This window comes from Streptomyces sp. NPDC000075 (genome assembly GCF_040301925.1).
GTDB lineage: Bacteria > Actinomycetota > Actinomycetes > Streptomycetales > Streptomycetaceae > Streptomyces > Streptomyces polychromogenes.
This window is the reverse complement of the sequence record NZ_JBEPFL010000025.1, coordinates 1-25,081: the sequence shown is the minus strand read 5'-3', so window position 1 is coordinate 25,081 and position 25,081 is coordinate 1. Positions and strand designations below refer to the sequence as shown.

Here is a 25,081-nt window from a genome sequence, read left to right as displayed (position 1 = left end):
CGGTGCCCCGGGGGCGGCTCCGGCTACCAGCCGCCTTCGCCCGGCACCAGGCGGCCCGCCTTGCGGTACTCGCGGCGGGCCCCTTCCAGCAGGTCCGTGGTGGTGACCGGCCCGCCGCGGCCCGCCGCGGCGTAGGCGGCGGTGACGACGGCGCTGCGGATCGAGCCGCCCGCAAGCTCGAAGTCGCGGGCGCAGGCGCCCGGGTCGGTGTCCGGTGCGCACGGTACCCGGACCAGGCTGTGCCGCCACAGTGCGAGGCGCTGCTGCGCGTCGGGGAACGGAAAGTCGATCACCAGGTCGAGGCGCCGGGTGAACGCCTCGTCGATGTTGGCCCGCAGGTTGGTGGTCAGCAGGGCGATACCGTCGAAGGACTCCAGGCGCTGGAGCAGATAGGCGCTCTCCATGTTGGCGTAGCGATCGTGCGAGTCCTTGACCTCGGAACGCTTGCCGAAGACGGCGTCGGCCTCGTCGAAGAGGAGCACGGCGTCGGTGCGGCCGGCCTCGGTGAAGATCCGCTCCAGGTTCTTCTCGGTCTCGCCCACGTACTTGTCGACGATCGAGGAGAGCTGGACGACGTAGAGGTCGAGGCCGAGTTCGGCGGCGACGACCTCGGCCGACAGCGTCTTGCCGGTACCGGACTCGCCCGCGAAGAGCCCCAGGACTCCGCGGCCCCGGCCGCCGCCCGCGCTGAGCCGCCAGTCCCCGAGGACCTGGTCGCGGTGGCGGGCACGCAGGGCGAGCTCCCGCAGCTGGGCGAGGGGGCCGTCCGGCAGGACGAGGTCTTCCCAGCCGACGTCGGGCCGGATCCGGCGGGCGTGCCGCTCCAGACCGGAGGCGGACTGCTGACGGGCGGCCAGCCGCAGGTGGCCGGCGGCCACCGGGACACCCTCGAAAGCGGCGAGTTCCATGGCCGCGCGGGCGGCCCGGACGATCCGGTCGCCGCCGAGACGGTACGGGGCCACGGTCGCCGCGAGGTCGAACGCCGGGTCCGCCCCGCCGAGCGCGGCCGACCAGGAGCCTTCGGCGCCCGCGGGCAGCCGGGGCGCGTCCAGGACCAGCGGGTCACGGTCGCACCAGTGGGGATCGTAGGGCCGCTCCCCGAGGAACACCACGGGGACGTCGGGCGTGGTCAGCGCCCGGATCAGCGGGCCCGGCCCGTCCGGCAGCCGCGACACGACGAGCGCGCAGCCGCGCAGCCGGGCCTCGCGCAGGAGCTCCGGGCACGGTACGTCGTCGGCGGCGGCCGTGACGTGCAGGGCGTCGAGACCGGCAGCGCGCACGGCCGCCGCGGCGACGGCCGGCCCGTCGCCCTCGCGGTGTCCGCGCAGGTAGACGGTGAGCGCGGTGGCGTCCGGGCCGGTGGAGGTCAGCCGCGCGGCGAGCCTGCGGGCGAACTCCTCGTCGTACGGCCCCGAGGGCGCCGCGAGCGGGCGGAGGTGCCCGGTGAGGGCGGCGTCCGGGACGTCGTCGCCGAGCAGATGGGCGATCAGCCGGTCCGGGACCCGCAGCGTGCGGCTGAGGAAGGGGCGCTCGGGCTCCTCGACCGCGAGCAGGCCGAGGGCGGACAGGGGCGCCGACGGATGGAACCTGGCGCGCGTCGACGCCAGGTGCACGGGAAGTCCGCACAGGTCGAGCGCGAGTCCGATGGTGGCCCGGCGTCGGCTGACGTCGTCGTTCAAGTAGCCGTACAGGGGCTCGAAGGACCGGTCGACATCGGGCGCGAGGGCGACGAGCAGCAGCCCTGTGTCCAGTTCGGTGAGTCCGTGCCGGTGCGCGAGCCGGGCCAGCCGGTCGCCGGCCGCCGTCGTCGCGGCAGCGCGCATCGCCCGGTCCACTCCGGCGTCCTGCGGTCCGCCCGGCCCGGGGGACGGATCCGGTACGGCGGTGTCCAGCAGGTGCCGTACGGCCTCGATGGAGAGGTACAGGCCGCGCAGCGGGTCGGCGGCGGTGGGATCGGTGGCGCTGCGCTCCTCGACGAGCAGGGAGGCCCGGTCGCGGACCCTGTCGAGCCGTACGAGGAGCGCCTCGGCCGCGTCCGGCACGGGACCGGGGGCGGGCGGGACCGTGCCGTCGTGGTGGACGGGGGCGGAGGGGTACGGGATGGTCACTGCCGTGGCTCCGGGTTCCGGCGGCTCGCCGCCGCCATGTGCCGCGGCCGGTGCCGCCGCTCGGGTGAGTCCTCCAGGCTGCCGTCGACGGCGCGTACGCGCACCGCGGCGCCCTCCGTGACCGGTGGCCCGGCGTCGTATTCGGGAAAAGCGGGGAAGGGTGCCGTCACCACCACGTCCAGGGACGGCTTGAGTTCACCGCCGAGCGCGGACCAGATCTCGGCGAGGGAGCGCGATTCGGTCTGGATCCCGGCGACGGTCAGCGGCACGGACAGTCCCAGCGCGTGGAGAGAGCCGGGAAGTTCCTCGGGGGGCAGCAGTTCCCTGGGGAGCAGGGTGGCCAGCACGGCGGAGAGCAGCCGGTGTTCGTCCTTGGGCTGCTTCGTCCAGGCGGTGACGAGATAGGACAGCCGGAACCAGCGGGGCGGCTGACGGCGCTTCATCACCGCCCCGTTGGCACCCGTGACCGGTACCGTACCGCGCTGGCGTCGGCCGACGTCCTCGCGGAGGTCGTACAAGTAAGCGTTGACGGCAGTGGCGTTGCGCCGGGCGGCCCAGTCACGGGTCGGCGCGTCGAAGGAGACGTCGATGCCGGAGCCGGCCAGCGCGCCACCGCTCAGCAGCCGTTCGAGGACCTCGTCCACCTCGTGGATCATCGTCGTGTTCCCGCCTTGCCTGAGGTGCCGAAGGTGTCCGCGCCTGCCGCACGGTCGCCGGAGGGGTGCTGTTGATTCTTCTGACCGCCGGGGGCCGCCCGCAAGCCCGTGGGGGCCGTCCCGGGGGCGCGTTCCGGTGGCCGTGCGGCCCCGCGCCATTGCCCTCCGGGTCAGTCGCGGCCCTCCCGCAGGGGCCGGAGTACGACGGGTGCCGGTCGTCACGGGCGCCACCCCGGACCGCACCTCACCCTGAAGGGCACTCGGTCGCACCGGACGAAGAGCCCGGAGCCGGTTGCCCTTTCCACCCTGGGAGCCGTTCGCGGGTTGCCTGATGGTGCAGAACTCCTGCCCCTCGGTGCCGTGTTGCCCGTTCCCTCCTACGGTTCGGCCGTCAGGGGCGTGTTTCATTGCCGGACCAACCGGCGAACGGCCGCTTCCTGAAGGCCCGAGGTGACGAAGGATCCATGATCTCCGCGAAGGACAAGAACTCCACGGCCAAGGGCGATCCCGTACCCCTGCGCCGTACCGCGTCTCCCGCGAGCACATCCGAGGCGGGGCTGCGGGGTCTGCAGACCACGGCGGGGAACGCCGTGGTCGCCCAGCTGCTGCGCCGGGCGGGGCATCAGTGGGCCCAGGACCGGCACGAGCACAGCGACGGCTGCGGTCACCAGGCAGACGCACCCGTCGTGCAGCGTTCCACCGCCCACGGTGTCCTGCGGCAGCCCGGGCGGCCGTTGGACGACACCACCCGGGCCGAAATGGAGTCACGTCTGGGCGCCGATTTCTCGGACGTACGCCTTCACACCGACAGCGCCGCGAAGCGCTCCGCGGCCGAGCTGGGCGCCCGCGCCTTCACCTCGGGCAGCCACGTGGTCATCGGAGAGGGCGGGGGCGACAAGCACACCCTCGCGCATGAGCTGACGCACGTGATCCAGCAGCGGCAGGGGGCCGTCGCCGGTACGGACAACGGCGCGGGCCTGCGGGTGAGCGATCCCTCGGACCGCTTCGAGCGCGCGGCCGAGGCCAACGCCCGTGCTGTGATGGGCCGTCCGGTGCCCGCGCCGTCGAACGACGTCCAGCGCACCGGCGCCCCGGCGCAGCCGGACGCCCCGACGGCGCCCCTGCAGCGTGCCGTGGTGGTGGGCACCCGGATGTACTCCAACTCCCACCCGCAGGCCCACGAGAAGGACCCGGATCCGCTGTGGAAGCAGCTGGAGACATGGGTGCAGAACGAGCCGGCCGGGCGCCAGTCGGAGTTCCGGAAACATCAGGCGGCTCTGAAGAAGCAATTGAACAAGTGGGTCGACGACCAGGGCGCCGGCGAGAAGAACACCCCGGGCGGCCCCGGCGGCCATCATCCGGTGTACGGCCGCAAGATCCGCAACCACAGCTTCCCCGATGTCGAGCAGCTCTACCGGAGCCTGCTGGGCTGGGTGGTCCAGAAGCCGGGGCGCCACCGGGAGAAGGAACTCGCCCACGAGGTGAAGGGGAACGACGAGATAGAGGTCCATCTCGACATTCTTCTGACGAGGGTGAGCCGGTGGATCGCCGGTCTCGCCGCCAAGCCGATCGATCCGGCCAGGCACCAGCAGATCATCCAGGAGCTGCGGACCGGTCTCGTGAACCAGCGGGAGTACGGCACGTACCGGACCCACTTCGACGTCACGGCGGCCGCGCGCAACCCGGCTGTGAAGACCGGCATCAACGGCAACATGCTCGCCGTACTTCAGCGTCCCGAGAAGTACGCCATGCGTGACAAGGTCGTGGTCCTGCACGACGTGATGGAGTACTTCCTGGCCGCACGCCACGGTGCACGGACGGCGGGCAGCGGTCTCCTCGATGCCCCGACACCGGACCAGAAGCGCGGGACCTCCAAGGTGGACCTGTTCGGCAGCCGGATCGCGACGGTTCCCAGCAAAGGGATGCACGTCGACCGCAACGTCGGCTTCATCACCCGTGACGAGAGGGACCCCACCACCGTCCTGGCGCGGGACTACCAGGTCCCCGTGTGGGTGGGCCAGTCGGAGACGACCGCGCGCATGATGAACTTCGGTGCCGTCGCGGGGGGTGACAGCGCCGAGCTCGGCGCCGCCGCGTGGGCGCTGTTCGCCTTCTGGCGCCTCGACTACGACCACACCGTCCAGTGGGGCTATCACACGCTCCACGAGGTGCTGGACATCGCGAACAACTTCGGGGTCCCGTACAACCTGCTGCAGCCGGAGCTGGGGCTGCGGGGCTACCGGTCGGGCGGTCTCCTGGGCAACCTGAGGGGCTGGCACGCGCACATGGAGGACGAGGTGGACAAGCTGGGGAAGCCGGTCGAGGACCACGACAAGCGGGCGATCGGTGGGGGTTTCCCGCCTCTGACCGGAGCCCTCGCCCAGCTCGAACGTATGGTGACCGAACTCGCCCGGCTGTCCGCCGAGGTCCACGATGCCGAGCAGAACGGCCGGCACGAGGAACGACAGGGCGCGCTGCGTGAGTTCGCGCTGCTCTGCCAGCAGGCCATCAGGCTGTACCAGTCGATCTGCGGCTCCCTGCAGACGGCTCCCCCACCGGCCGTCGGGACCAGGCCAGGCCCCTGAGCCCCCGGGCGGCGGCGGGATCGGCGGCGCCGTCTTCCCCGATGAGCGCCGCCGCCCGGTCGCGTGCCCGGGCCGGCCGCGCCGGGAACCCACCGCCCCGGCGTCCGGGCGGCCGTGTGCCGCTGCCATGTGCTCAGATGTAGCCCTCCCGCAGGGCGTGCGCCACGGCGTGTGCGCGGTTGCGCAGGTGCAGACGGGTGGTCAGCCCGTGCATGACGTTCTTGACGGTGCGCTCGGAGTAGGAGAGCTTGCCGGCGATCTCGGCGGTGTCCAGCCCGTCCGCGACCAGTCGCAGGACATCCACCTCGCGCGCCGTCAGCCCGGTCGCGGGCACGCCGGTACCTCCGACAGCGGATCGCTGGAGCGCCCCCACCTGGTTCATCAGGCGGCCGAGCAGATCGGCGGGGAGATCGCCGTCCCCCCGCGAGGCCGCGAGCACCGCCTGCAACAGACGGTGCGCGGTGGCGTCGTGGCGCCAGACGACCGCCCCGACACCGCACTCGATGACTTCGAGGAGTTCGGCCTCCCGTACCGCGCTCACCACGAGGACGGGTCGGGCCCCTTCACCCCGCACCATCCGACGCAGTCGGGCGAACGTGGCCTCGTCCAGCGTCTCGCCGATCAGGACCGCCACGGTTCCGGGCCTGCTCCCCGCCTCGTCGCGTAGGTCTATCACCGGATGGTGCCGCAGCTGGCTGACCACTCCGGCGTAGGAGATCGGATCCGGGGCGTGGACCACGACCGGGATCCTGCGGTCCGGGTCCGCCGATCCCGTGTCCGCGGCCCTGATCACACCCGTGCCCCCACTCCTAGTCCCGCTCCCGCTCCGCAATGAACTGTGCACGTGTTCCCCCATGTCAGCGCGCCGCGCCGGCTTCTTCCCGCTCATGGTTGACGACGGGCGTTACGGCCCGGTAGGTATCCAGCGCTTACGAATCGCTTACGTGGAACGTCCGGACCGCGGGTTCATGGCGCCGCCCCGAGCGGCATGCGAGGCTGACGCCATGCACCCCGAAACCCCACGTCGGATCCTCGTCGTCGACGACGACCCGACGGTCACCGAAGTCGTCACCGGCTATCTCGAGAACGCAGGGTTCGTCGTCGACACAGCCGCCGACGGACATGAGGCCTTGTCGTGCGCCGCGAGCGCTCCGCCCGATCTGGTCGTCCTGGACCTGATGCTTCCCGGCATGGACGGCATAGATGTGTGCCGTGGCCTGCGCGAGGGCTCACCGGCGCCCGCCGTCATCATGCTCACGGCGCGAGGAGACGAGGAAGACCGGGTGCTCGGGCTGGAAGTCGGCGCCGACGACTACGTCACCAAGCCCTTCAGCCCGCGCGAACTCGTGCTCAGGGTGGGGGCCGTCCTGCGCCGCCGCGCCGCGGTCGCGGTCGAGCCCGGCACCGGAACCTTCCTGACGGCCGCGAACCTGGTGGTCGACGTGACCGCCCGCCGTGCCGTCCGAGGCGAGAGGGAACTCGCCCTCACCATGCGCGAGTTCGACCTACTCGTCTACCTGATGCGCAATCCGGGACGGGCCGTCAGCCGGGAACAGCTCCTGCAGGACGTATGGGACTGGGAGTTCGGTGACCTGTCCACCGTGACCGTCCACGCGCGACGGCTTCGAACCAAAATCGAGGAAGATCCGGCGAACCCCAGACTGATCCAGACCGTCTGGGGTGTGGGATACCGCTTCGACTCCACCACGGAACAAGGATGAACACGATGCGGGATCAGGACATCCTCCTCATCGCCCTGTACGCCTTCGGCGGCGCGGCGACGGCCGGAGCACTCGGGGCCGCGGTCCTGCGCGCGGTACGCCACCGGTCGGCGGCGGTCTCCCTGACGGTCGTCGCCGCCGCCTCCGTGACGACGATGCTCGCCGGGACCCTCACCGTCGCCTGGGCGATGTTCCTGTCGCGACACGACCTGACCGTGGTCACGACGGTCGTCGCCATGGCGGCAGTCGTCTCCTTCGCCTTGGCCCTCGTACTGGGCCGATGGGTGGTCGCCCGCAGCGCGGCCCTGGCCCTGGCGGCTCGCTCTTTCGGTGACGGCGGGTCGTTCGCCGCGCCGGACGAGGCCGGGACCGCGGAACTGGACGCGCTGACCCGGGAACTGGCGGCCACCAGCGCCAAGTTGAACGCGTCACGCGACCGCGAGCGGGCGCTGGAGACGTCTCGACGGGAACTCGTCGCATGGATCTCACACGACCTGCGGACTCCGCTGGCGGGAGTGCGTGCGATGGCCGAAGCCCTGGAGGACGGCATGGCCGCCGATCCCGAGCGGTACTTCCGCCAGATCCGGACGGAGGCCGAACGACTGAACGGCATGGTCGGCGATCTTTTCGAGCTCTCCCGCATCCACGCGGGAGCGCTCTCGCTGATGCCTACCCGGATCTCGACGTACGACCTGGTCGGCGATGCGATGGCCGGTGTGGAGGCGCTCGCCCGCCAACGTGGGGTCCGGCTCGTCGGAGAGCGGGTCACTGCGCTGCCGATCGAGGTCGACGGCAAGGAGATGACGCGCGTCCTGTGCAACTTGCTCAGCAACGCACTGCACCGCACGCCGACCGACGGCACGGTCGCCATCGCCGCGGAGTCCAGCGCGGACGACACGGTGGTCCTCTCGGTGACCGACGGCTGCGGAGGCATCCGCGAGCAGGACCTGCCCCGGGTCTTCGACACCGGCTGGCGAGGAACCGAGGCGCGCACGCCTCCGGCCGGGGCGGGTCTCGGCCTGGCGATCGTCCGGGGCATCGTCGAAGCCCACGCGGGCCACGCCAGCGTACGCAACGTCGCCGGCGGCTGCCGCTTCGAGGTGACCCTGCCCCTCGCCGGGGCCTAGGGAGCCCGCTGCTTCAGCAAGAGACTCCAGGCCACCGGCCGGCCGCGGTCAACGCCGGACCAGAGAGAACATCGTCAGCTGCGGGCCGTGATGACGGATCCGTAGGAGCCCCTGACCTTGACGTCCACTCCGCGCTCGGCAGGGAAGGTGAACTTGGCGACCTGGTACGTCTGCCCGCTCGCATTCCTCGCCCGGATCACGACCCGCTGGTCCTTGTTCTGCACGTCGATGAGCGAGCAGTACCCCTTGTTCAACCACGAACTCTTCCATCCGAAGTCGCCGGGAGCGGGCGGGAACTCCGCCTGGACCGTGAAGTCGGATCCGTTGTTGCATATGGTGAAATAGCGCGGCGTGGCCGCAGACGCGGAGGTGGCGGGAACCAGCGTGGCACCCGCCACGACCACTGTGGCCGCCGCGAGGCGCGCCGACCACATCTTGAACCTGTTCTTCATCGTTCTCCTCGGTCAGTAACGAAGATCTCGTGCACTGAGAGGGTAAGCAGGTCTTCTCCCACCGGCGGCCGACTGCCCCTTACCAACTCCTTACGGAACTCCGGATCGAAAGGCCGGACTGGGCGCGGCCGGATCGTGGCTCAGCCAGGAGACGAACACTGGCCCAGGCAGGTACGGGCCGCGACGTAGTCGACCACCATGGTGGCTGGATAGTCGGTCTCCTGCGGTGGTCCCGGCCAGTCTCCGCCTACGGCGAGATTGAGCAGCAAGAACACGGGCTGATCGAATACCCAGCTCTTTTCGCCCAGCATCTTCCTGGTGACTGAGTGGTAGAGCTTTCCGTCGACGTACCAGTCGATCCGATCCGGCTGGCTTCGCCAGTCCATCGTGTACGTATGGAACTCATCGGCCAACCCGCGCTGATCCCGGTACTGTGCCCGTTTCCCGACCGGTTCGCCGCAGCCCGGGCAGTGCGCGACTCCGGTCACTTCGTCCGGTCGTGCGCCCCGATATTCGATCGCGTCCAGTTCTCCGGATTCCGGCCAGCGCAGATCACGGCGGAACGAGCTTCCCAGCGCCCAGAAAGTGGCCCATGATCCTCGCGCCGCAGGCAGTTTCGCCCGCGCCTCGATGCGCAGCGTGCCGCCGAGCGGCGGTATGAAGTCGCTGCGCCTCGTCTCGATTCTGGCGGACTGATAGCCATGGTTCCCGTCGGTCGTGGCAACGATTTCGAGATGCCCATGACCGTCCAGCCTCACGTTGCGCGAGCTGCGCACGTACTCCTGGCTCTCACCGGTTCCCCAGTTCGGTGGTCCGCCCGGGTAGTGATGACCGGTCTGGAAGCTCCAGTCTCGCTCCGACGGTTGCGTGCCTGCGGGGCCTGAGAAGTCCTCTCGCCACCATTCCGGTGCCGTCGGGCGGGTTGCCGACGAACTCGGTGCCGAACCGTACGGATGGATGATGGTTGCCGCGACCAGCACCGCCGCGCAGGTGGCGACCACGGTGGTCCGGCGCACCGGCGTGGACATCCGCACCCTCGGCAGCCGACGGATCGACGGCAGCAGGAACACCAGTGCTGCGATCAGGCACCAGGCCGTCGGGACGAATACCCACGTGTTGTGGGCGGCCGGCAGTCCGAGCAGGACGGCGAGGTCGATGTGGCCCTGCCGCGCCAGGCCACCGGCCAGTCCCACGACCGCCGCCACGAGACAGACGCCCGCCGTCGCGATGCGATACGTCGAGATCGAGGTCGAGGTCGTACGTCGCACGGGCGACGACCGCCCGTGCGTGGGGGCCCAATCGATGTGGCGTCGGGTCAACGCGTCGATGAGACCGAGCGCACAGGCCGGACTCGCGACCATGAAGGCGATGGCTCCGGCCACGCCGAAGCTGTTGTTCTCCCAGCGGTTCGCGAGCCCGATCACCACCAGCGAGCACAGCGCGAGCGAGAACAGGACCAGCGGATGCACGGACACCGGTGTCACGCCGCTGAGCAGGTACAGGCAGGGAAGGCATGACGCCAGGAGGAATATGAGCGAGGACAGATAGTGCGTTCCCAGCATGCTGTATTGGAGGCGTTGTGCACCGCCGAGTCGGCCGCGTCCCCACAGTGCTCCGCCGAACAGTATCTCGAACGCTCCGCGCGCCCACCGTCGTTGTTGCCTCAGGTACACCTGCCAGTTCTCGGGCGGCAGGCCGTGCGCCAGGACTTCCGGAACGTAGGCCGAGCGCCAGCCGAGGCTGTGCAGGCGCAGCGAGGTGTGGACGTCCTCGGACTGGCTTCCTTCGTAGAGTCCGCCGATCTGTTCAAGCGCCACCCGCCGGAAGGCGACGTTGGTGCCGACACAGATCGCGGCTCCCTGCCTTGCCTTTCCCGGCATGACGGCGCGGTAGAAGGGAAGCTGGGCCTGCTTCGCACCGCGGGAGACCAGGGTGTCGCGGGTGACATAGCTCTGCGGGGTCTGGACGAATGCCAGCCGGTCGTCCGTGAAATGGTCGACCGTTTTCCGGAGGAAGGTGGTGTCGGGGCGGTGGTCGGCATCGAAGATCGCCACGAGGTCGCCGGTCGTGCGCGCCAGCGCGTAGTTGACATTGCCGGCCTTTCCGTTCACCCGGGTGGGCCGGGTAAGGTACCCGACGTTTTCCGCACGGCACAGTTCCCTCAACTCCGGGCTCGCGCCGTCGTCCAGGACCCATGTGTCGTGGGGGATCTCCATGTCCCGCACGGCCTGGATCACCGGACGCACGACGTCGAGCGGTTCGCCGCACACCGTCACGAAGGCATCGACACTGCCTTGCCACCGCCCCGCGCCCCGCGCTGGAACGGGGTTCCGCCGACGGATGGTGGTCAGCCAGGTGACACCGGTGTGCCAGACGACGAGAGACTGGCCGGTGACCACGGAAAGCCATAGCAGCGACCGCACCCCGGTATCGGTCCTGCCGAACCGCAGGAGGACCGCTTCGAACACAACCCCGCAGATCAGGGTGAGCAAGAGCGCGGGACTCCCGCAGCAATACCTTCCGAGGTGGAGGCACCTGTCATGCACGTTGACCGATTCACCGGAATTTTCCTGACGTGTTGCGTTTTGCACGCAATATCTCGACTTTCCTGACCCGGAGGGGCGGCGGGTACATGACAGAGGAAGGTGCGGTTCGGCGGATAGTACTACGGCCAGCGCTTCACGGAACGTGACGGCGGCTGGCTCGCTGCTCCGCTCGCGGAATACCGACCCCCGGGGGCGGTGCGGACAGGCGAACTGAACGAGGGCGAGATCCGGGCGAACGCCGCACCCAGCCCCCATACGCATAGAGCAGCAGGTCAACGTCCCCTTCCCCGGGGCTTCAGGTGCGTCGGCGGAGCTCCGGAGCCCGCCGCGCCAGGCGAGGACCAGGTTGCTGACGGCGTGGAGGCGTTCGGCGACGGCGCCGCCGTCAAGGCCCTCTTCCGGCGCCTCTCAGGGACCTGACGGTCGCCCAGCCAGCGCCGAGCATCACGAGCCCCCCGACGATGAGGAAGATGGTCGAGCTGGCCGAGTTGCTGGACTCCTGCTCCTCCAGGTCCTTGGCTCCGGCCTCATGGCCGGCCGAGTAGGTGACGCAGGTGTCGCCCTCCTTCATCTGCTTGCCGCCTCACTCGGAGGGGCGACACCTGGAGTCCGACGAAGGCGACCACCGCGCCGATGGCGAGGACGACCAAGCCCGCTGCGGCGGGATCGCGAAGTCCTCCGCCAGGGTCTACCGGATCCCGCTGACGACGTGGGGGTGGATGTTCGCCGGCGAGCCCGCGCCGACCGGCCCGGGCGGACGGGGTGGACGGGGACACCGTCAACCGGGGGCTGTCGATCGCACGCAAGGCGATCGGCTGTGGCAGCGGCAGGGGCAGGGCCGGGTCAGGTTCCATCCGGCGACCGGGATCCAGCGGCGTCCGGCGGCGCCGGACCGCGCCAAGGCCCCGGCGGAGAACCAGATCGCCGCCCTGTGGCGGCTGGACGTCGCCCTGCGGGAGAAGCAGAGGCTGTGAGCCGGTCGGCGAGCGCGATGACGAGGTCTCGCAGTTCGTCCGGTCGCTCGATGACGAACGGCAGGTCGAGCGAGGCCAGCACGGGCGGCAACCAGTCGAGGCGCTCTGCTCTCAGTTCGACGCGGAGCCAACGCTCGGCCTGCGGATCTGCGGCGTCCCCGGCGACGGGCTCCTCCACGCTCGCTACGCTGGCGGGCAGTCGGGTGCGGATCTGTTCGACCGTCCCGTGGATCCGCAGGCTCACTTGGTGCCGGTAGGCGGCCTCGGCGAGCCCGGACAGGACGCGCTGTGCCGGATCGAGGCCGGCGGGCGGCTCGAACGAGCCTGGCAGGGGCCTGGCGTCCGCGATGCGATCGAGCCGGAAGGTCCGCTCCTGGCCGATCCCGGGATCGGTGCCCGTGACGTACCACCGGCCCGCATGGGCGACGATCCCGTACGGGTGCAACGTGCGTTCGCTCCGTCGGCCGTCTCGGGCGGTGTACCTGATCAAGGTCGGGCGGCGATGGCGTACCGCATCGGCGATGGCGAGCAGGACCCCTGTCTCCGGGGAGGCCACGTCGCCGGGCTCAGCGGTGAAGGCGAGGGATTCCATGACGGCGTCGAGCCGACGGGCCAGGCGCTCGGGCAGTGCCCGGCGGATCTTGGCCGTCGCCGTCTCGCCTGCGGTTTCAGTCGTCGCCGGCAGCCCGGTCCTGCGGCCGGCGGCGAGGCCGAGCAGCACGGCAAGCGCCTCGTCGTCGTTGAGCATGAGCGGTGGCAGGCGGTACCCGGGGGCGAGCCGGTACCCGCCGTAGCGGCCGCGGACCGCCTCGACCGGGATGTCGAGGTCGACCAGGTGGGCCACGTACCGCCGCACGGTGCGTGCGTCGACGCCGAGCCGGTCGGCGAGTTCGGCCATCGTTCTGATGCCGCCCGACTGCAGGAGTTCCAGGAGGGTGAGCACGCGGCTGGTGGGTCGAGCCATGTCCACGAGCCTAGCGTTGATACTGGACCGATTCTGTCCACTATTTGCTCTAGCGTCCGAGGTGCAACGGCTTCACCAGCTTGAGGAGAGCACCATGGACTTCGTCTCGATCCGGATCATCACCAGCGACGTCGCACGCCTCGTCGACTTCTACGAGCGGGCCACCGGTGTGCGGGCCCACTGGTCCACCGAGGACTTCGCCGAATTGCGGACCCCGAGCGGGACCCTCGCGATCGGCAGCACCCGCACCGTGGCACTGTTCGCTCCCGGCTCCGCCCGTCCGGCCGACAACAACACCGTGATCATCGAGTTCCTCGTCGCCGACGTGGACGGCGTGTACCGGAACCTGGCCGATTTCGTCGAGGACTTCGTGACCGAGCCCACCACGATGCCCTGGGGGAACCGGTCGCTCCTGCTCCGTGACCCCGACGGCAACCTCGTCAACTTCTTCACCCCGGTCACGCCGGTGGCCATCGAGAAGTTCGCTCGCTGACGCGGCCGGCGACCACTGCTTCGACGGCCCCAACAGCCACCTCCACACCTGTGCCCCGCCTCCGCAGGTCCCCGCGGAGGCCGAGCGCAGCCACCTGTCCGGGGTGCCCGTCGGGGATCGGTCGGCATCCGCCCGGGATGGCCCGTCTGGGGGCTGGACCGCCCATGGCCGCCGTACTGCTATCGCTGCCCCTCGCGTGGCGATGTCGGGGCCAGAGGCGATTGCGGTCAGGACAAGACGCCGATCAGCAGTTGGATGGTGAACATGGCGACCATGCAGAAGCCGACGGCGGCGAGGAGCCACGGGGCCGCGCCGCGCGGGCTGTCGAATTGGGTGAAGTAGCCACCGATGCCGGCGAGGCCGAGGAGGGCGCCGCACCAGAAGACCGGGCCGTCGTGCCACTTCGCCAGTACGGCTATGGCAGCCAGCAGGAAAGCGAGTGCGGTCAGTTGACCGCGCGTGGCAATGGTAGGCGTTTTGTCCCCCGAGTGAGTCATGCCCGAATCCTAGCCGGGCCTGTGAATCGGCCTCAGGGCGGCCGGGCGTTGGACGGTCATGGCCGTACGGCCGTGCGGACTAGGGTCTGTCGTCAAAGTGATCTTGCGTTGTGGATCATGGTGTCGTGATACGTCGCCATGAACTGTCCGATGCCGAGTGGGAACTCGTGCAACCGCTGCTGCCCCGGCCCGTTTTCGGGCGGCCGCGGCTGGACGACCGGACGGTCCTGAACGGGATCGTCTGGAAGTTCCGGACCGGGGTCGCCTGGCGAGACGTGCCCGAACGGTACGGGTCGTGGGCCAGCCTCCACACCCGTTTCCGCCGGTGGGCGGCGGACGGGACCTTCGAGCGGATGCTCCAGGCAGCCCAGGCGGGAGCGGACGCCGCGGGCGACATCGAGTGGCTCGTGTCGGTCGACTCCACTGTCGTGCGTGCCCACCAGCACGCGGCCGGAGCCCGAAAAGGGGGCTCCGCAGCCCGGCCCTCGGCCGGTCCCGCGGCGGGCTGACCAGCAAGATCCACCTCGCCTGCGACGGAGCGGGCCGGCCGCTGGCCTTCGTCCTGACCGGCGGGAACACCAACGACTGCACCCAGTTCACCGCCGTGATGGACGCGATACGGGTACCTCGCACAGGACCGGGCCGGCCGCGCAAGCGGCCCGGCCATGTCATCGGCGACAAGGGCTACAGCTCGAAGGCGATCCGGACCTGGCTCCGACGCCGGGGCATCGCCCACACCATCCCCGAGCGGTCCGATCAGGTCCGCAACCGGGCCCGGCGCGGCAGCCGGGGCGGCCGCCCCCCGATCTTCGACAAGCAGGTCTACAAGCGCCGCAACGTCGTGGAACGGTGCTTCAACCGCCTCAAGCAGTGGCGCGGCATCGCCACCAGATACGACAAGACCGCCCAGTCCTACCAAGCAGCCGTCACCCTCGCATCGCTCCTGCTGTGGGCGTGACACTTTGACGACAACTCCGGACTAGGCCGCCCTCATCGTGTGGCGGGAGACCGCAGGCGTGCGCCTCGGCCTTCGGACATGGAGCAAGGACCCCGGGGAGGTAGTACGCGGGGCTTGAACATGCCCCGTCGCCAGGACTGTGAGGCGAGGGAGCTCAGGGTGGGGCGCTCCCCGGCGACCAGCGGGCCATCACCGCGGGGGCGGCCTTATCGCCCCCGCTGTCGTTCCCCTTCAGGCACCGCCGCCGGGTCTTCGCGGAGCGCCGGGTTTCCTACGGTGCGGGCTCCGCGGAAGCCCGCGGGACCGGCGGTCGGCCAGGCGTGGCGCGGGTGTCGTCTTCCTCCTCGCGGGGCCAGTAGCGCCCCTCGAGGGCCTCGGCGCTGCGGTTGAGGCGGACCAGGACGTCCTCCAGCTCCCGCACCTCCTCCGGGGACCAGTCGGCGACCACCCGGGCCAGGCAGGACCGGTTGACCTCGCGGTCGTCGGCGAGCCGGCGCCCGCCCTCGGCGGTGATGCGGAGCTTGCGGGCCATGCCGCCGTCCGGGTCCGCGACGCGTTCGGCCAGTCCGCAGCGCAGCAGTGCGGCAGTCTGGCGGTTCACGGTCGAGGTGTCGAGCCCGAAAGCCTCGGCCAACTGCCCGATGGACATGGGGCCCTGTGTGTCGATCCGGCTGAGCAGCAGGTACGCCGACCGTTCCAGACGTTCGGGGTCGCGCTCGCGCCGGGCCAGCACCTGGTGCCGTGAGAGCAGCATCAGCTCCCGCTCCAGTTTCTCCAGCACTGCGCCTCCCGCTCCTTCCGGCGGATCCATTATCACCGACCCCTCGCCGATATGCACAATACATATCGTGTGTAGTATGCACTTCTCGTTGCCGTCCGACGAGCCACAGCCTCACCCCGGAGGACCCGCATGACCGTCACCACGTCCACCGCCTCCCGCGCGGCCGAGATCCTGTCCCGGCCCATCGCACTGAACGGCCTGACCGTCCCGAACCGCATCGCGATGGCCCCGATGACGCGGATGTTCTCCCCCGGCGGCGTTCCGGGAGAGGACGTCCGGGCGTACTACGCCAGCCGGGCCGCCGCAGGTGTGGGCCTGATCGTCACCGAGGGCACCTACGTCGGTCACGAGTCCGCCGGGCAGAGCGGACGGGTGCCCAGGTTCCACGGCGAGGAGCAGCTGGCCGGGTGGGCGAAGGTGGCGGCGGCCGTGCACGAGGCCGGCGGCACGATCGTGCCGCAGCTGTGGCACATAGGCATGGTGCGCGAGCAGGGCCAGGCGCCGTACGCCGACGCGCCCGCCGTCGGCCCCTCCGGCATCCGCGTCGACGGCACCGAGGGAACCGGAAAGGCGATGACCCGCGCCGACCTCGACGACGTCATCGGCGCCTTCGCCGACGCCGCCGCGGAGGCCGAGCGGATCGGCTTCGACGGCGTCGAACTGCACGGCGCCCACGGCTACCTGCTCGACCAGTTCCTGTGGGAGCGCACCAACCGCCGCACCGACGCCTACGGCGGCACCGCGGTGGCCCGTACGAAGTTCGCCGCGGAGATCGTGGCCGCGGTCCGCGAGCGCGTCCGCGCCGACTTCCCGGTGATCTTCCGCTACTCGCAGTGGAAGCAGGAGGCCTACGACGCCCGCCTCGCGCAGACCCCGCAGGAGCTGGAGGCGATCCTGGCCCCGCTGGCGGCGGCCGGCGTCGACGTCTTCCACGCCTCCACCCGGCGCTACTGGGTCCCGGAGTTCGAGGGCTCGGACCTGAACCTGGCGGGCTGGACGAAGAAGCTCACCGGCCGGCCGTCCATCACCGTCGGCTCGGTCGGCCTCGACGGGGACTTCATCCGCGCGTTCGCGGGCGAGGGAGCGGCTCTCGGCGACATCGACAACCTCCTGGACCGCATGGAGCGCGACGAGTTCGACATGGTCGCCGTCGGCCGGGCGCTGCTCCAGGACCCGCAGTGGGCGGCGAAGGTCCTCGGCAACCGCTTCGACGAGCTGAAGCCGTACGACGCGGCCGCGCTCACGTCGCTCAGCCGCTAGCACCGGCGCAGGCCGGGGGCTCCCGGGCTCGTGGCCCTGACCGCTCGCGGGAGCGGTCAGGGCCACCGCGCGGGCGAAGTCGCGGGCGGCGCGCAGGCCTCTGCGCGGCCTTCGTCGCCTCGCCGCCTTCTCCTCTCCGCCTTCGTCGCCTCGACGGTCACGCGCTCGTGACCGCCGACCGCCTCGGAAGTGCCGCCGCCGCCCGGGCCTTCGGGGCGGGCGACGGCGGGAGGGGGGCGGCGGGGGCGGCCGTCCCCGTTACCCTGCGGCCCCGAAGGTCCACACGGCTCGGTCGCCCGGGCCTACGACGAGGGTCGAGTTACCGATGCGCTCCTCGTGGCGGTACGGCACCGGGTGGTTGAGGGACATCTCGACCCGGCGCAGCCCGGCCTGCTCGCGTGCCACGGGGTCCAGGCGGATGGTGGTGCCGGCGCCCTGCGCCAGGACGCTGCCGTTGGGGAGCTCGCGCACCGTGAAGCCGCCCGCCCGGAGGAGGGGCAGCGTGGCGGCCAGGTCGCGGGCGGTGACCGCGAGGCGGATCGAGGTCACGTCCCGCATCAGGTGGTCGCGGTAGCGGTCGGACAGGTACCGTTCGCGGCCGACGTCACCGGGGTAGGCGGCCGGCTCGGTGTTGCCGCGCGGGTCGGCGAAGTACTCGGGGAGGTACTCCATGCCCCAGGCGCCGAAGCCGTCGTACTGGCCGGTGGTGAAGACGGCGTCGAACCACGGCACCGGTACGCCGTCGCCGAAGTCCCTGGTCTGGCGGAAGGTGATCGGGTTCGGTACGCCCTGGTCGCGCAGACGGGCGGTGGCCGTGGCGAGATCGCCGGCCCGTTCGGCGGAGATCCCCATTCCGGCGGCGCCGAGCGTGCCGTCCTGGCCGGGGACGTCGCCGACCCCGAACAGCTCGAGGTAGGTCTCGCGTCCCATCAGGTAACGGCCGGTCCAGGTCTCGCCCCCCGAGCCGGTCGTGGTGCGGACCTGGAAGTCCGCGAAGTCACGCAGGTAGGCGGAGTGCTCGATGGCGTCGGCGGTTTCCCGGTCGAGCACCCCGTAGGCGTGGTTGAAGAAGAGCAGTTGACGATCCGTCGGCGGCGGACCTTCCTCCAGCGCCGACGCGATCCCGCTGGTGCCGCCGGCCCACCCGGCCAGTGCCACGGCGAGGATCATGAACACGTGCAACAGTCGTCGAAGTCGCATGCGGGTGATCGTAGGCGGCGCGGCCCGCATCCACCTCTGCCTTTTCCCGTGCACGCAACTGGAGCTGCCTTCCGGCTGAGCGGCTGCACACCGGCCAGCCAGGCGTTCCAGTCGCTCTCGTAGTCCGCCGTCGCGCTGTCCGGGCGGGGACGTGTCCGGGCCGGGCTGCGGCCGGTGGCGACGGGTCCGCTTCTCGCCGCCCCGTGTGGGTAGCCGGGCAGTGACAGCGGCGCGCGGCAGGTGACGGAGGAGGAGCGATGATCAAGCAGGAGCAGCTTGCGGCCATGGCGGGGTGTGCGGCGTGGGCGGAGGGGGGCCAGCGGGTCGGCGGTGTGGAGTACGTCCTGGTGGACGACACCACCGGCAGGCCCGAGTGGGTGCGGATCATCGACCTGGCGTCCGGTCTGGGAGGCGTGTTCGCCCCGCTGCGGCACGCGGTGCTGGAGCGGGACCGGCTCGTGCTGCCGTATGCCGTCTCGCTGATCGAACGGGCTCCGTGCGCGGCGCTGGACTGCGGGGACGTGCTGACCGTGGCGGAGGAGCAGCGGTTGTTCGCACATTACGGGCTGATGGACGTACGCGAGGAGGTGAACGCCGAGCGGGGTTCCGGCTGGAGCGGCATGGACCGGGCAGGCGCCATTCGGGAGGGCACCGCGGGCCGGGAGGCTCGAACGTCGCGGCTGCGGACGGCGCGGCCCGCCCGGTGAGCGGCTGAGCCGGGGGGGCGGAGGGCGAGCCCCGCCCGCTCCACCCCTGTGCGGCCTGCGGGCGAGCACGGCGTTGGACTGTACTCCGGCGGGAAGGGACAGATGGGTGACCCACCGCCGCCGGAGGGTGGGCGGGTCGCTGCCGACGTGATCAGCGGCCCTGCGAGCCGGCGGACCAGTTCCAGTGCCTCGGTCAGCAGGTCGAAGCGGCGCCGCACCACCCGCCTGGCGTCCCCGGTGGTCTCCGACTTCTCCCAGCCGGTGTCCAGGGCTGGCCACAGGTCGAAGCCCGGGTCGCCGAACAGGGGTTCGGGGTCGATGGCGAGCCATGGTTCGCGCTCGGCGGCCAGCACGTTCCCGAAGTGCAGGAGCCGGTCACCGGGCTCGTCCACCAACTCGGCGACGGCCGCTGCCCAGGTGTGCAGCCGCCTCTGGTCGTCAGGGTCCGACAGGGAGACGAGGGCCTGCGGCACTGCCGCCAGCATGTCGCGTGCGATGCCGTCGAGACGGCGCAGGCCGGCGGGTGCCGGGGCGGCGTGCAGCCGGGCCATCAGGGCGGCCAGGGTGCCCAGGGCCGTGTCGTCGTCGACGACGGACGCGAGGCTGCGCGAAGCGTTGAGGCGCTCCAGCAGCATGGCGCTGCTCTCCGGGTCGTGATCGAGCAGCCGTACGATGCCGTCGCCCTTCCAGGCCCGCAGTCCGATCAGCGCGGCAGCGGTCTCCTCGCGGGGCATCTGGGGCTTCAGCTTGGCCCTGCCGCCGTCCTCGGGGACGTCGATGTCTTCCGCCGATGTCATGTGGGGCTTTCCTTCGGGGTGTGGGCTTCCCGCGCCGGGCCGACGGAACCCGGGCGGGTTTCGCCGGCCGGAGGGCAGCCGAGCGGGGAGGAGTCGGGCGGTACGTGCTCGGGCACCCGACCGTAGTCCCGTCCGGCCCGGTGCACCGGGCTGATGTTTCGCGTCCGTGGTGCGGACGTTCGTCAGGTCCACCACGACCTCTTCCAGGTGTTCGGCCATCTGCCGCCACATGTCGGCGCGACCGCAGGTGAGTTCAGCGACGACCGGGACGTGGCGCGGCGGCACTCTGCCGAGCAGCCGGGACCAGTCCCTGGCCTTCGTCAGCCGTATGAAGAGATCGAGGGGAGTGGGCCGGTACGCGGGCGCCACGCCTCGGCCAGGGGCCGGCCCCCAGCCGTCAGGAGCTACGCGACCGTGTGGACGGCGAGCAACCGGGCCGCCCGGGCGTTCTGCGCGTGGCGGCCCCGAGTAGCATCCGGGACGCAACAGATCCACCTGGGGGAACCATGAGTAGCGCACACGGCAGACGAGGCACAGCGGTCGGGGGGCTGCTGCTGGTGACAGCCCTGGCCGCAGGCTGCACCGCCGCCGGTCCGTCCGGCCCTGCGGCAGCGGAACCGCGTCCGGCCCCGCCCGCGCCCCGCCCCGTCGACGCCCAGAGGCTGCTCGCGGCCGCCCTGCCGGACGGCGAGATCGAACCCGCCGGCTCCGCAGAGAAGAAGGTGTACGAACGCGACCCGGAACGTGCCCCCTTCCCCATCAGCGACCCCCATTGCGCCTTGCTCACCGACCCGTACCGGGACAGGCCACAGCCCACGACAGTGCTCCAGATCTTCCACAGCAAGGAGAACCTGGAGTGGGCCGGCGCCACCACTCTCACAGCCCACCCCGGCCCGACGGAGGCAGCCTCCGAGTTCGACCGGCTCCGCAAGGCCATGCAGGGCTGCCGCGACTTCCACTGGCGCAACGTCTACAGCGGCAACGGCACCGGCACCCGCGCCACCCTCACGGTGGGGCAGGCGCCCACGCAGGGCGATGAGGCCGTGGGGTACACCCTGACGCTCTGGACGGACGTCAGTGACCTCAACCCCGATGTGCCGGAGATCCGCACCATCCAACGGTTCACGCTCGTGCGGATCGGCTCCGTGATCGCCGAGTTCCGGCTGGACCCGTCTCCCTCGGCGGAAACCATGGAGTTCCCGGCCGAGCTCATGACCCATCAGGTGCAGCGGCTTCGCACCCTCCCCTGACAACACCCGCCACGCACCCCCACCTGGCAGCCGTCGCATGCCAGGGCCGGATGCCGGCATCGCGGCGGGCGCCGGGCTCCCCTTTCGCGTCGGAGTCGCCGCGCGCCGCCACACCACCGGCGCTCGGGCCGTGGCCCTGGGCGGCGATACCGACCGCACCCGGGAACCGGGCTCTGTCCCGGAACCCAGCCTGGCTGCCACGCGGTGTGCGCTGGTGACGGGGCTCAGCGCGGCCGGGCGCGATAGAGGTCGCGCAACAGGGCGACCTCGGCCCCGTGGTGCAGCAGTTCCTGGTTGACCCACCACACGATGTCGATGAACGGCTCCTCCGGGTCGCTGCCGTGCGGGTAGGTGCAATACCCCACGGTGTCGAGCGCCGCCTCGTCGACGCTCAGCAGCGCCTTCCGCCAGGCCGCGGCACTGGCGTCGAAGGCCGCGACCGCTCCTGCGGCGTCCCCGCTGACGGGGTGGTCGTCCCGGGTGAGTGCGTGGCTGCCGGCAGTGTGGTCGGCGCGCAGGGCCAGCATTTCGCCGAGGTGGCTCAGGCGCCACGCGATGGTGGTGAAGGGCGGCGGCCAGGGATGCGGGTAGGAAGCGGCGTCGCGGCCCCAGTCGCCGGCGCCGGCCAGGGAAGTCGCGCGAGGTCCCGGCCCGTCCACGCGCCGCCGTACCGACCAGCAGCCGGGCACCGGTTCCCAGAGGTATTCCTCGTCGGTCATGCAGCCGACCTCGGTGTCCGTCCCGTCACCGCTGTCCATGACCGGCCCTGTCATACGGTCGACGAGGCGTTTGCACGCGAAGTCGAACTGCGCCAGCAGGGGAGACAGGCGGGACGCTGCCGTCACCGGAGCTCCTGTGTCGAATCGGTCCGGGGACGGTCCATCAGCCTGGCACAGCCGGCACCACAACCGCGTCCCAATTTCGCGAGGGCCTCACCGGAGCCGACCCGGGAACGCTCACCCACCGGGCCGCGGATTCGTAGAACGACGCCGTCAGGCGGGTGTTCATCGACCCGCTCCCGGCCACGCTCGTCCGCCTTCGCCACGGAACCTGAACATGCGAACCCACCAGTCCCAAGGCGGGGGCCCCCGTTGGGTTTCCCGCTACGCCGCCACGCGGGTCAGGCGGGATCCGGAAGAGTCGGCGTGGTGGCCGGCGTACCCGCGGTCGGCCGCTCTCGGGGCGCCCGCTCATCGGCATCCGCCAGCCAGAACCAGAGGAGCGGGAGGACCAGCTCGATCAAGGTCAGCACCACCTGGAACGGGTGCGGCCACCCCTCCACCGCCAGGGACAGCAGCCGCCCCACGCCGCCCAGCAGGAACACCACCGCGAGCCACCGCACGACCCGCGCCGGCACGGGCTCCTGCCGGGCCGCCCACAGCCAGGCCAGCCCGTACCCGGCGAAGATCGCGCCGAAGAACCGGCCCAGGCTGTCCATCGTGGGGCCGGCGTCGGCCTCGCCCGGAATCGCGGCATTGCCGGCGACCACGTGGAACAGCCCGATCGCCGTGCAGGCGAGGCCCGTCACCCACGCGAACACCCGGAGTGCCTTGGTCATGACGCCCCCACCCCTTAGTTGACGCATGTCTATTAAGATTCAGCCTAGCTCCCCTTAGTAGACACATGTCAAGTAGTGTGGGTGCGTGCCTCCTCGCCGACGTATGAACCCCGCCGACCGCCGTACCCAGCTGCTCGACGTCGGCGCCCGGCTCTTCTCCGCCGCCCCCTACGACGACGTGCTGATGGAGGACGTCGCCCGGCAGGCCGGTGTGTCCCGCGCGCTGCTCTACCAGCACTTCCCGAGCAAGCACGCCCTCTTCGCGGCGGTGTACCAGCAGGCGTCCGACCGACTGCTGGAGGCGACCACGTTCGATCCCGGCGCCACGCTCGTCGAGCAGCTCACCCAGGGCCTGGACGCCCACCTCGACTACTTCATCCCCAACCGCCACGCCGTCCTAGCCGCGAACCGCGTACTGGCGGGCGACCCCGTCATCCAGACGATCATGACGAACGAACTCGACGCCCTGCGCGCACGCCTGCTCGGGGTGCTCCCCCTCGCCGACGAACGCATGCACGCCGCCGTCTCCGCGGTACTGAAGGCCTGGCTCGTGTTCGTCCAGGTGCTGTGCGTGGACTGGCTCACGCACGAGACCTGCACCCGCACCGAGCTGCGGGACACCGCTGTCGGCGCGGCGGTCGGCGCCCTGCGCCCCTTGCTCCCCGAGGACCCCGCCCCGGACTGGCCGCCCGCCCCGCCCGCCTGAACGCCCGCGTCCCATGCGGCATTCCGCGCGCCGGTTCGCGAGCAGCCCGGCCACGTCAGGCACCGTCACCTCAGGGATACTCCGCGGCCGGCGAAGAACTCGGTGAACTCGGCGAGAGGCAGGTTCGCGGTGCGGGCCTGGTCGGTGTGGCCGGACGGGTTGCGGAAAAACACGGTGTCTCCTCGGCGGCCGGTGACGAGCACGAGGTGACCGCCCTTGCCCGGGGAGCGGTTCTCAGGTTGGCGGATCTCCTTGTGCACGGAAGCCATCACGAGCCGGCCGGAGTCGAGCAGGGCCAGCAGGTCCGCCGACGGCAGGGCGGGGTGGACCTCGGCGTGCAGGGGGTGGACGTCGTTCACGTACTGGGCGAACGGGGCGTAGATCAGGCCGCGGATCGTCCCGGTGTCCGCGCTCTCGACGTAGGCCCCGTACTTCCGTGCGCCGTCGAGGAGTTCGAAGAGGGTGGGGGCGTCGCCGGTTCGGGCGAGGAGGGCCATGCGCAGGCAGGCCATGCCGCACATGTGGCCGCACCAGGTGCGGTAGGTGTCGACGTCCGGGGCGCCGGTCCCGGCCCAGCGGGGGTCGTCCCCTGGGTCGTGGCCGTCGTAGACGATGGCGGAGATCAGGTCGGGGCTGGCGTACTGCGTGACGGTGGGGAACGAAAGGTCGGGGTCGGGCACGTGCGGGGTCCTTCCGGTGCGTGGGCTGGCGGATGAGCCGGTGGAAGGGGGCCGGCCCACGCCGCCACCGGAGGTCATCACCCCGATCGTCCCCGACTCGCGGGATGCACGGCGCGCGAGGACGGCGGCCAGGGCGCCGGTACCGGCGTGTCGACCGGCCGTGTGCGCTGGATGCGCATCGTCGGGTGGGTGCCGCCGGTCCTGGCGTTCAGCCTCGGGGTGTGGGGGAACACGGTCCCCTCCGCCTGGACCGACGAGTTCGTCACCATCGACGTGGCGCGGCGGTCCTGGCCGGAGCTGATGGAGCTGCTGGGCCGGGTCGATGCGGTGCACGGCCTGCAGTACGTGCTGATGTACCTGGTGGGGCAGCTTTTCGGCGGACTCAACGAGTTCCTCACCCGGGTGCCGTCCGCGATGGCGGTGGCCGTCGCGGCGGCCGGGCCCACCTGGCTGGGACGGCTGCTCGGCGGTCGGCGTCTCGGGCTGTGCGCCGGGCTGCTGCTCGCCGTCCTGCCGACCGCGTCGCGCTACGCGCAGGAAGCCCGCTCGTTCGTCTTCGTCATGGCGGTGGCCGTGCTGGCCACGTGCGCCCTGGTGAAAGCCCTGCGCGGCCGGGCCCGAGGCCGGTGGCTGACCTGCTATGCCGTGCTGCTCGCGCTGCTGGGCTGGTTCAACCTGCTGGGGCTGCTGCTGGTGCCCGCCCACGCGGTCACCATCGCCCTCCGGCGCCCGGGCGGCCGCGTCGTCGTCCGCCTGCTGCTGGCGCAAAGCGCGGGCGTCGCCGCCGTCCTCCCGCTGCTGATCCTCGCCTCCGCTCAGAGCTCCGCCGTGGGCGACGCCGCGCCGGTCACCGCCGGGACCCCGCTCGGCTGCTTCACCTGGCTCCTCACCCCCGGCCAGGACACCCTCCCCGCCGCCCTGAAGCTCCTGCTCACCGGCACCCCCCTCGCCGTCCTGACGCTCCCCGTGGTGCGCCGGCACAAGGCCCCGCCCCTGGCCCTCGCGGTAGGCGATGCGTGGGGGGGGGGGCGGGGGGGGGCGGCGGCCTCGTCGTCGTGGGC

At 71.3% G+C, this 25,081-nt stretch carries 21 protein-coding genes and 3 pseudogenes; 10 read left to right on the top strand and 14 right to left on the bottom strand.

Annotation, left to right across the window (positions count from 1 at the left end):
• Positions 1-23 precede the first annotated feature (23 nt).
• On the bottom strand, positions 24-2,102 hold the full coding sequence (locus tag ABT403_RS25970; protein ID WP_425580230.1) for an ATP-binding protein: 2,079 nt from the start codon (positions 2,100-2,102) through the stop codon (positions 24-26).
• Between the two features lie 2 nt (positions 2,103-2,104).
• A complete protein-coding gene (locus tag ABT403_RS25965; protein WP_344161849.1) occupies positions 2,105-2,764 on the bottom strand; it encodes a Pvc16 family protein in 660 nt (219 codons plus the stop codon).
• 464 nt (positions 2,765-3,228) lie between these two features.
• On the opposite strand from ABT403_RS25965, the gene ABT403_RS25960 reads away from it, so the two are divergent.
• The gene (locus tag ABT403_RS25960; protein ID WP_344161852.1) at positions 3,229-5,349 is read left to right on the top strand and encodes an eCIS core domain-containing protein; all 2,121 of its coding nucleotides are present in this window, start codon (positions 3,229-3,231) and stop codon (positions 5,347-5,349) included.
• Between the two features lie 133 nt (positions 5,350-5,482).
• Here the strand turns inward: ABT403_RS25960 and ABT403_RS25955 are convergent, their stop codons facing one another.
• On the bottom strand, positions 5,483-6,205 hold the full coding sequence (locus ABT403_RS25955; protein WP_425580223.1) for a helix-turn-helix transcriptional regulator: 723 nt from the start codon (positions 6,203-6,205) through the stop codon (positions 5,483-5,485).
• Between the two features lie 148 nt (positions 6,206-6,353).
• Here ABT403_RS25955 and ABT403_RS25950 point away from each other — a divergent pair, with 148 nt between their 5' ends.
• On the top strand, positions 6,354-7,070 hold the full coding sequence (locus tag ABT403_RS25950; RefSeq protein ID WP_344162344.1) for a response regulator transcription factor: 717 nt from the start codon (positions 6,354-6,356) through the stop codon (positions 7,068-7,070).
• Positions 7,071-7,075: 5 nt separating this feature from the next.
• The gene (locus tag ABT403_RS25945; RefSeq protein WP_344161858.1) at positions 7,076-8,197 is read left to right on the top strand and encodes a sensor histidine kinase; all 1,122 of its coding nucleotides are present in this window, start codon (positions 7,076-7,078) and stop codon (positions 8,195-8,197) included.
• A gap of 74 nt (positions 8,198-8,271) precedes the next feature.
• Here the strand turns inward: ABT403_RS25945 and ABT403_RS25940 are convergent, their stop codons facing one another.
• The 3 genes from ABT403_RS25940 to ABT403_RS25930 form a co-directional block, all read right to left on the bottom strand.
• The gene (locus ABT403_RS25940) at positions 8,272-8,649 is read right to left on the bottom strand and encodes a hypothetical protein (RefSeq protein ID WP_344161861.1); all 378 of its coding nucleotides are present in this window, start codon (positions 8,647-8,649) and stop codon (positions 8,272-8,274) included.
• 140 nt (positions 8,650-8,789) lie between these two features.
• On the bottom strand, positions 8,790-11,141 hold the full coding sequence (locus ABT403_RS25935; protein WP_344161864.1) for a glycosyltransferase family 2 protein: 2,352 nt from the start codon (positions 11,139-11,141) through the stop codon (positions 8,790-8,792).
• 897 nt (positions 11,142-12,038) lie between these two features.
• Positions 12,039-13,133: a helix-turn-helix transcriptional regulator gene (locus ABT403_RS25930; protein ID WP_344161867.1), complete on the bottom strand. Its 1,095-nt coding sequence runs from the start codon at positions 13,131-13,133 to the stop codon at positions 12,039-12,041.
• 94 nt (positions 13,134-13,227) lie between these two features.
• Between ABT403_RS25930 and ABT403_RS25925 the strand changes: the two genes are divergently transcribed.
• On the top strand, positions 13,228-13,626 hold the full coding sequence (locus ABT403_RS25925) for a VOC family protein (protein ID WP_344161870.1): 399 nt from the start codon (positions 13,228-13,230) through the stop codon (positions 13,624-13,626).
• Positions 13,627-13,853: 227 nt separating this feature from the next.
• On the opposite strand, the gene ABT403_RS25920 is transcribed toward ABT403_RS25925, so the two are convergent.
• Positions 13,854-14,123 (bottom strand): hypothetical protein, encoded by a 270-nt coding sequence (locus ABT403_RS25920; RefSeq protein WP_344161873.1) that lies wholly within the window; start codon positions 14,121-14,123, stop codon positions 13,854-13,856.
• Positions 14,124-14,251: 128 nt separating this feature from the next.
• Here ABT403_RS25920 and ABT403_RS25915 point away from each other — a divergent pair.
• A pseudogene (locus tag ABT403_RS25915) lies at positions 14,252-15,081 on the top strand (IS5 family transposase).
• Positions 15,082-15,352: 271 nt separating this feature from the next.
• Here the strand turns inward: ABT403_RS25915 and ABT403_RS25910 are convergent.
• Complete coding sequence (locus tag ABT403_RS25910) at positions 15,353-15,892, bottom strand: MarR family winged helix-turn-helix transcriptional regulator (RefSeq protein ID WP_344161875.1); 540 nt, start codon at positions 15,890-15,892, stop codon at positions 15,353-15,355.
• A 99-nt stretch (positions 15,893-15,991) separates the two neighbouring features.
• Here ABT403_RS25910 and ABT403_RS25905 point away from each other — a divergent pair, with 99 nt between their 5' ends.
• Positions 15,992-17,122 (top strand): NADH:flavin oxidoreductase, encoded by a 1,131-nt coding sequence (locus ABT403_RS25905; RefSeq protein WP_344161878.1) that lies wholly within the window; start codon positions 15,992-15,994, stop codon positions 17,120-17,122.
• 258 nt (positions 17,123-17,380) lie between these two features.
• Here ABT403_RS25905 and ABT403_RS25900 read toward each other — a convergent pair whose 3' ends face one another.
• Positions 17,381-18,322 carry a DUF5829 family protein gene (locus tag ABT403_RS25900; RefSeq protein WP_425580224.1) on the bottom strand — a complete coding sequence of 314 codons (942 nt, stop codon included), beginning with the start codon at positions 18,320-18,322 and terminating at the stop codon, positions 17,381-17,383.
• Positions 18,323-18,579: 257 nt separating this feature from the next.
• On the opposite strand from ABT403_RS25900, the gene ABT403_RS25895 reads away from it, so the two are divergent.
• On the top strand, positions 18,580-19,029 hold the full coding sequence (locus ABT403_RS25895; protein WP_344161881.1) for a hypothetical protein: 450 nt from the start codon (positions 18,580-18,582) through the stop codon (positions 19,027-19,029).
• A 158-nt stretch (positions 19,030-19,187) separates the two neighbouring features.
• Here the strand turns inward: ABT403_RS25895 and ABT403_RS25890 are convergent.
• Positions 19,188-19,826: pseudogene (locus ABT403_RS25890) on the bottom strand (aminoglycoside phosphotransferase family protein); the annotation flags it as partial.
• Between the two features lie 213 nt (positions 19,827-20,039).
• A pseudogene (locus ABT403_RS39070) lies at positions 20,040-20,195 on the bottom strand (hypothetical protein); the annotation flags it as partial.
• Between the two features lie 137 nt (positions 20,196-20,332).
• On the opposite strand from ABT403_RS39070, the gene ABT403_RS25885 reads away from it, so the two are divergent.
• Positions 20,333-21,076, top strand: a complete 744-nt coding sequence (locus ABT403_RS25885) for a hypothetical protein (protein WP_344161884.1) — start codon at positions 20,333-20,335, stop codon at positions 21,074-21,076.
• A 224-nt stretch (positions 21,077-21,300) separates the two neighbouring features.
• Here the strand turns inward: ABT403_RS25885 and ABT403_RS25880 are convergent, their stop codons facing one another.
• Positions 21,301-21,921: a DinB family protein gene (locus ABT403_RS25880; RefSeq protein ID WP_344161887.1), complete on the bottom strand. Its 621-nt coding sequence runs from the start codon at positions 21,919-21,921 to the stop codon at positions 21,301-21,303.
• A gap of 275 nt (positions 21,922-22,196) precedes the next feature.
• Positions 22,197-22,634 (bottom strand): DUF4345 domain-containing protein, encoded by a 438-nt coding sequence (locus ABT403_RS25875; protein WP_344161890.1) that lies wholly within the window; start codon positions 22,632-22,634, stop codon positions 22,197-22,199.
• An 85-nt stretch (positions 22,635-22,719) separates the two neighbouring features.
• Here ABT403_RS25875 and ABT403_RS25870 point away from each other — a divergent pair, with 85 nt between their 5' ends.
• Positions 22,720-23,340: a TetR/AcrR family transcriptional regulator gene (locus ABT403_RS25870; RefSeq protein WP_344161893.1), complete on the top strand. Its 621-nt coding sequence runs from the start codon at positions 22,720-22,722 to the stop codon at positions 23,338-23,340.
• A 65-nt stretch (positions 23,341-23,405) separates the two neighbouring features.
• Here ABT403_RS25870 and ABT403_RS25865 read toward each other — a convergent pair whose 3' ends face one another.
• The gene (locus tag ABT403_RS25865) at positions 23,406-24,020 is read right to left on the bottom strand and encodes a cysteine peptidase family C39 domain-containing protein (RefSeq protein WP_344161896.1); all 615 of its coding nucleotides are present in this window, start codon (positions 24,018-24,020) and stop codon (positions 23,406-23,408) included.
• 147 nt (positions 24,021-24,167) lie between these two features.
• Here ABT403_RS25865 and ABT403_RS25860 point away from each other — a divergent pair.
• A partial coding sequence (locus ABT403_RS25860; RefSeq protein WP_502966016.1) for a glycosyltransferase family protein occupies positions 24,168-25,081 on the top strand: 914 nt, incomplete at its 3' end.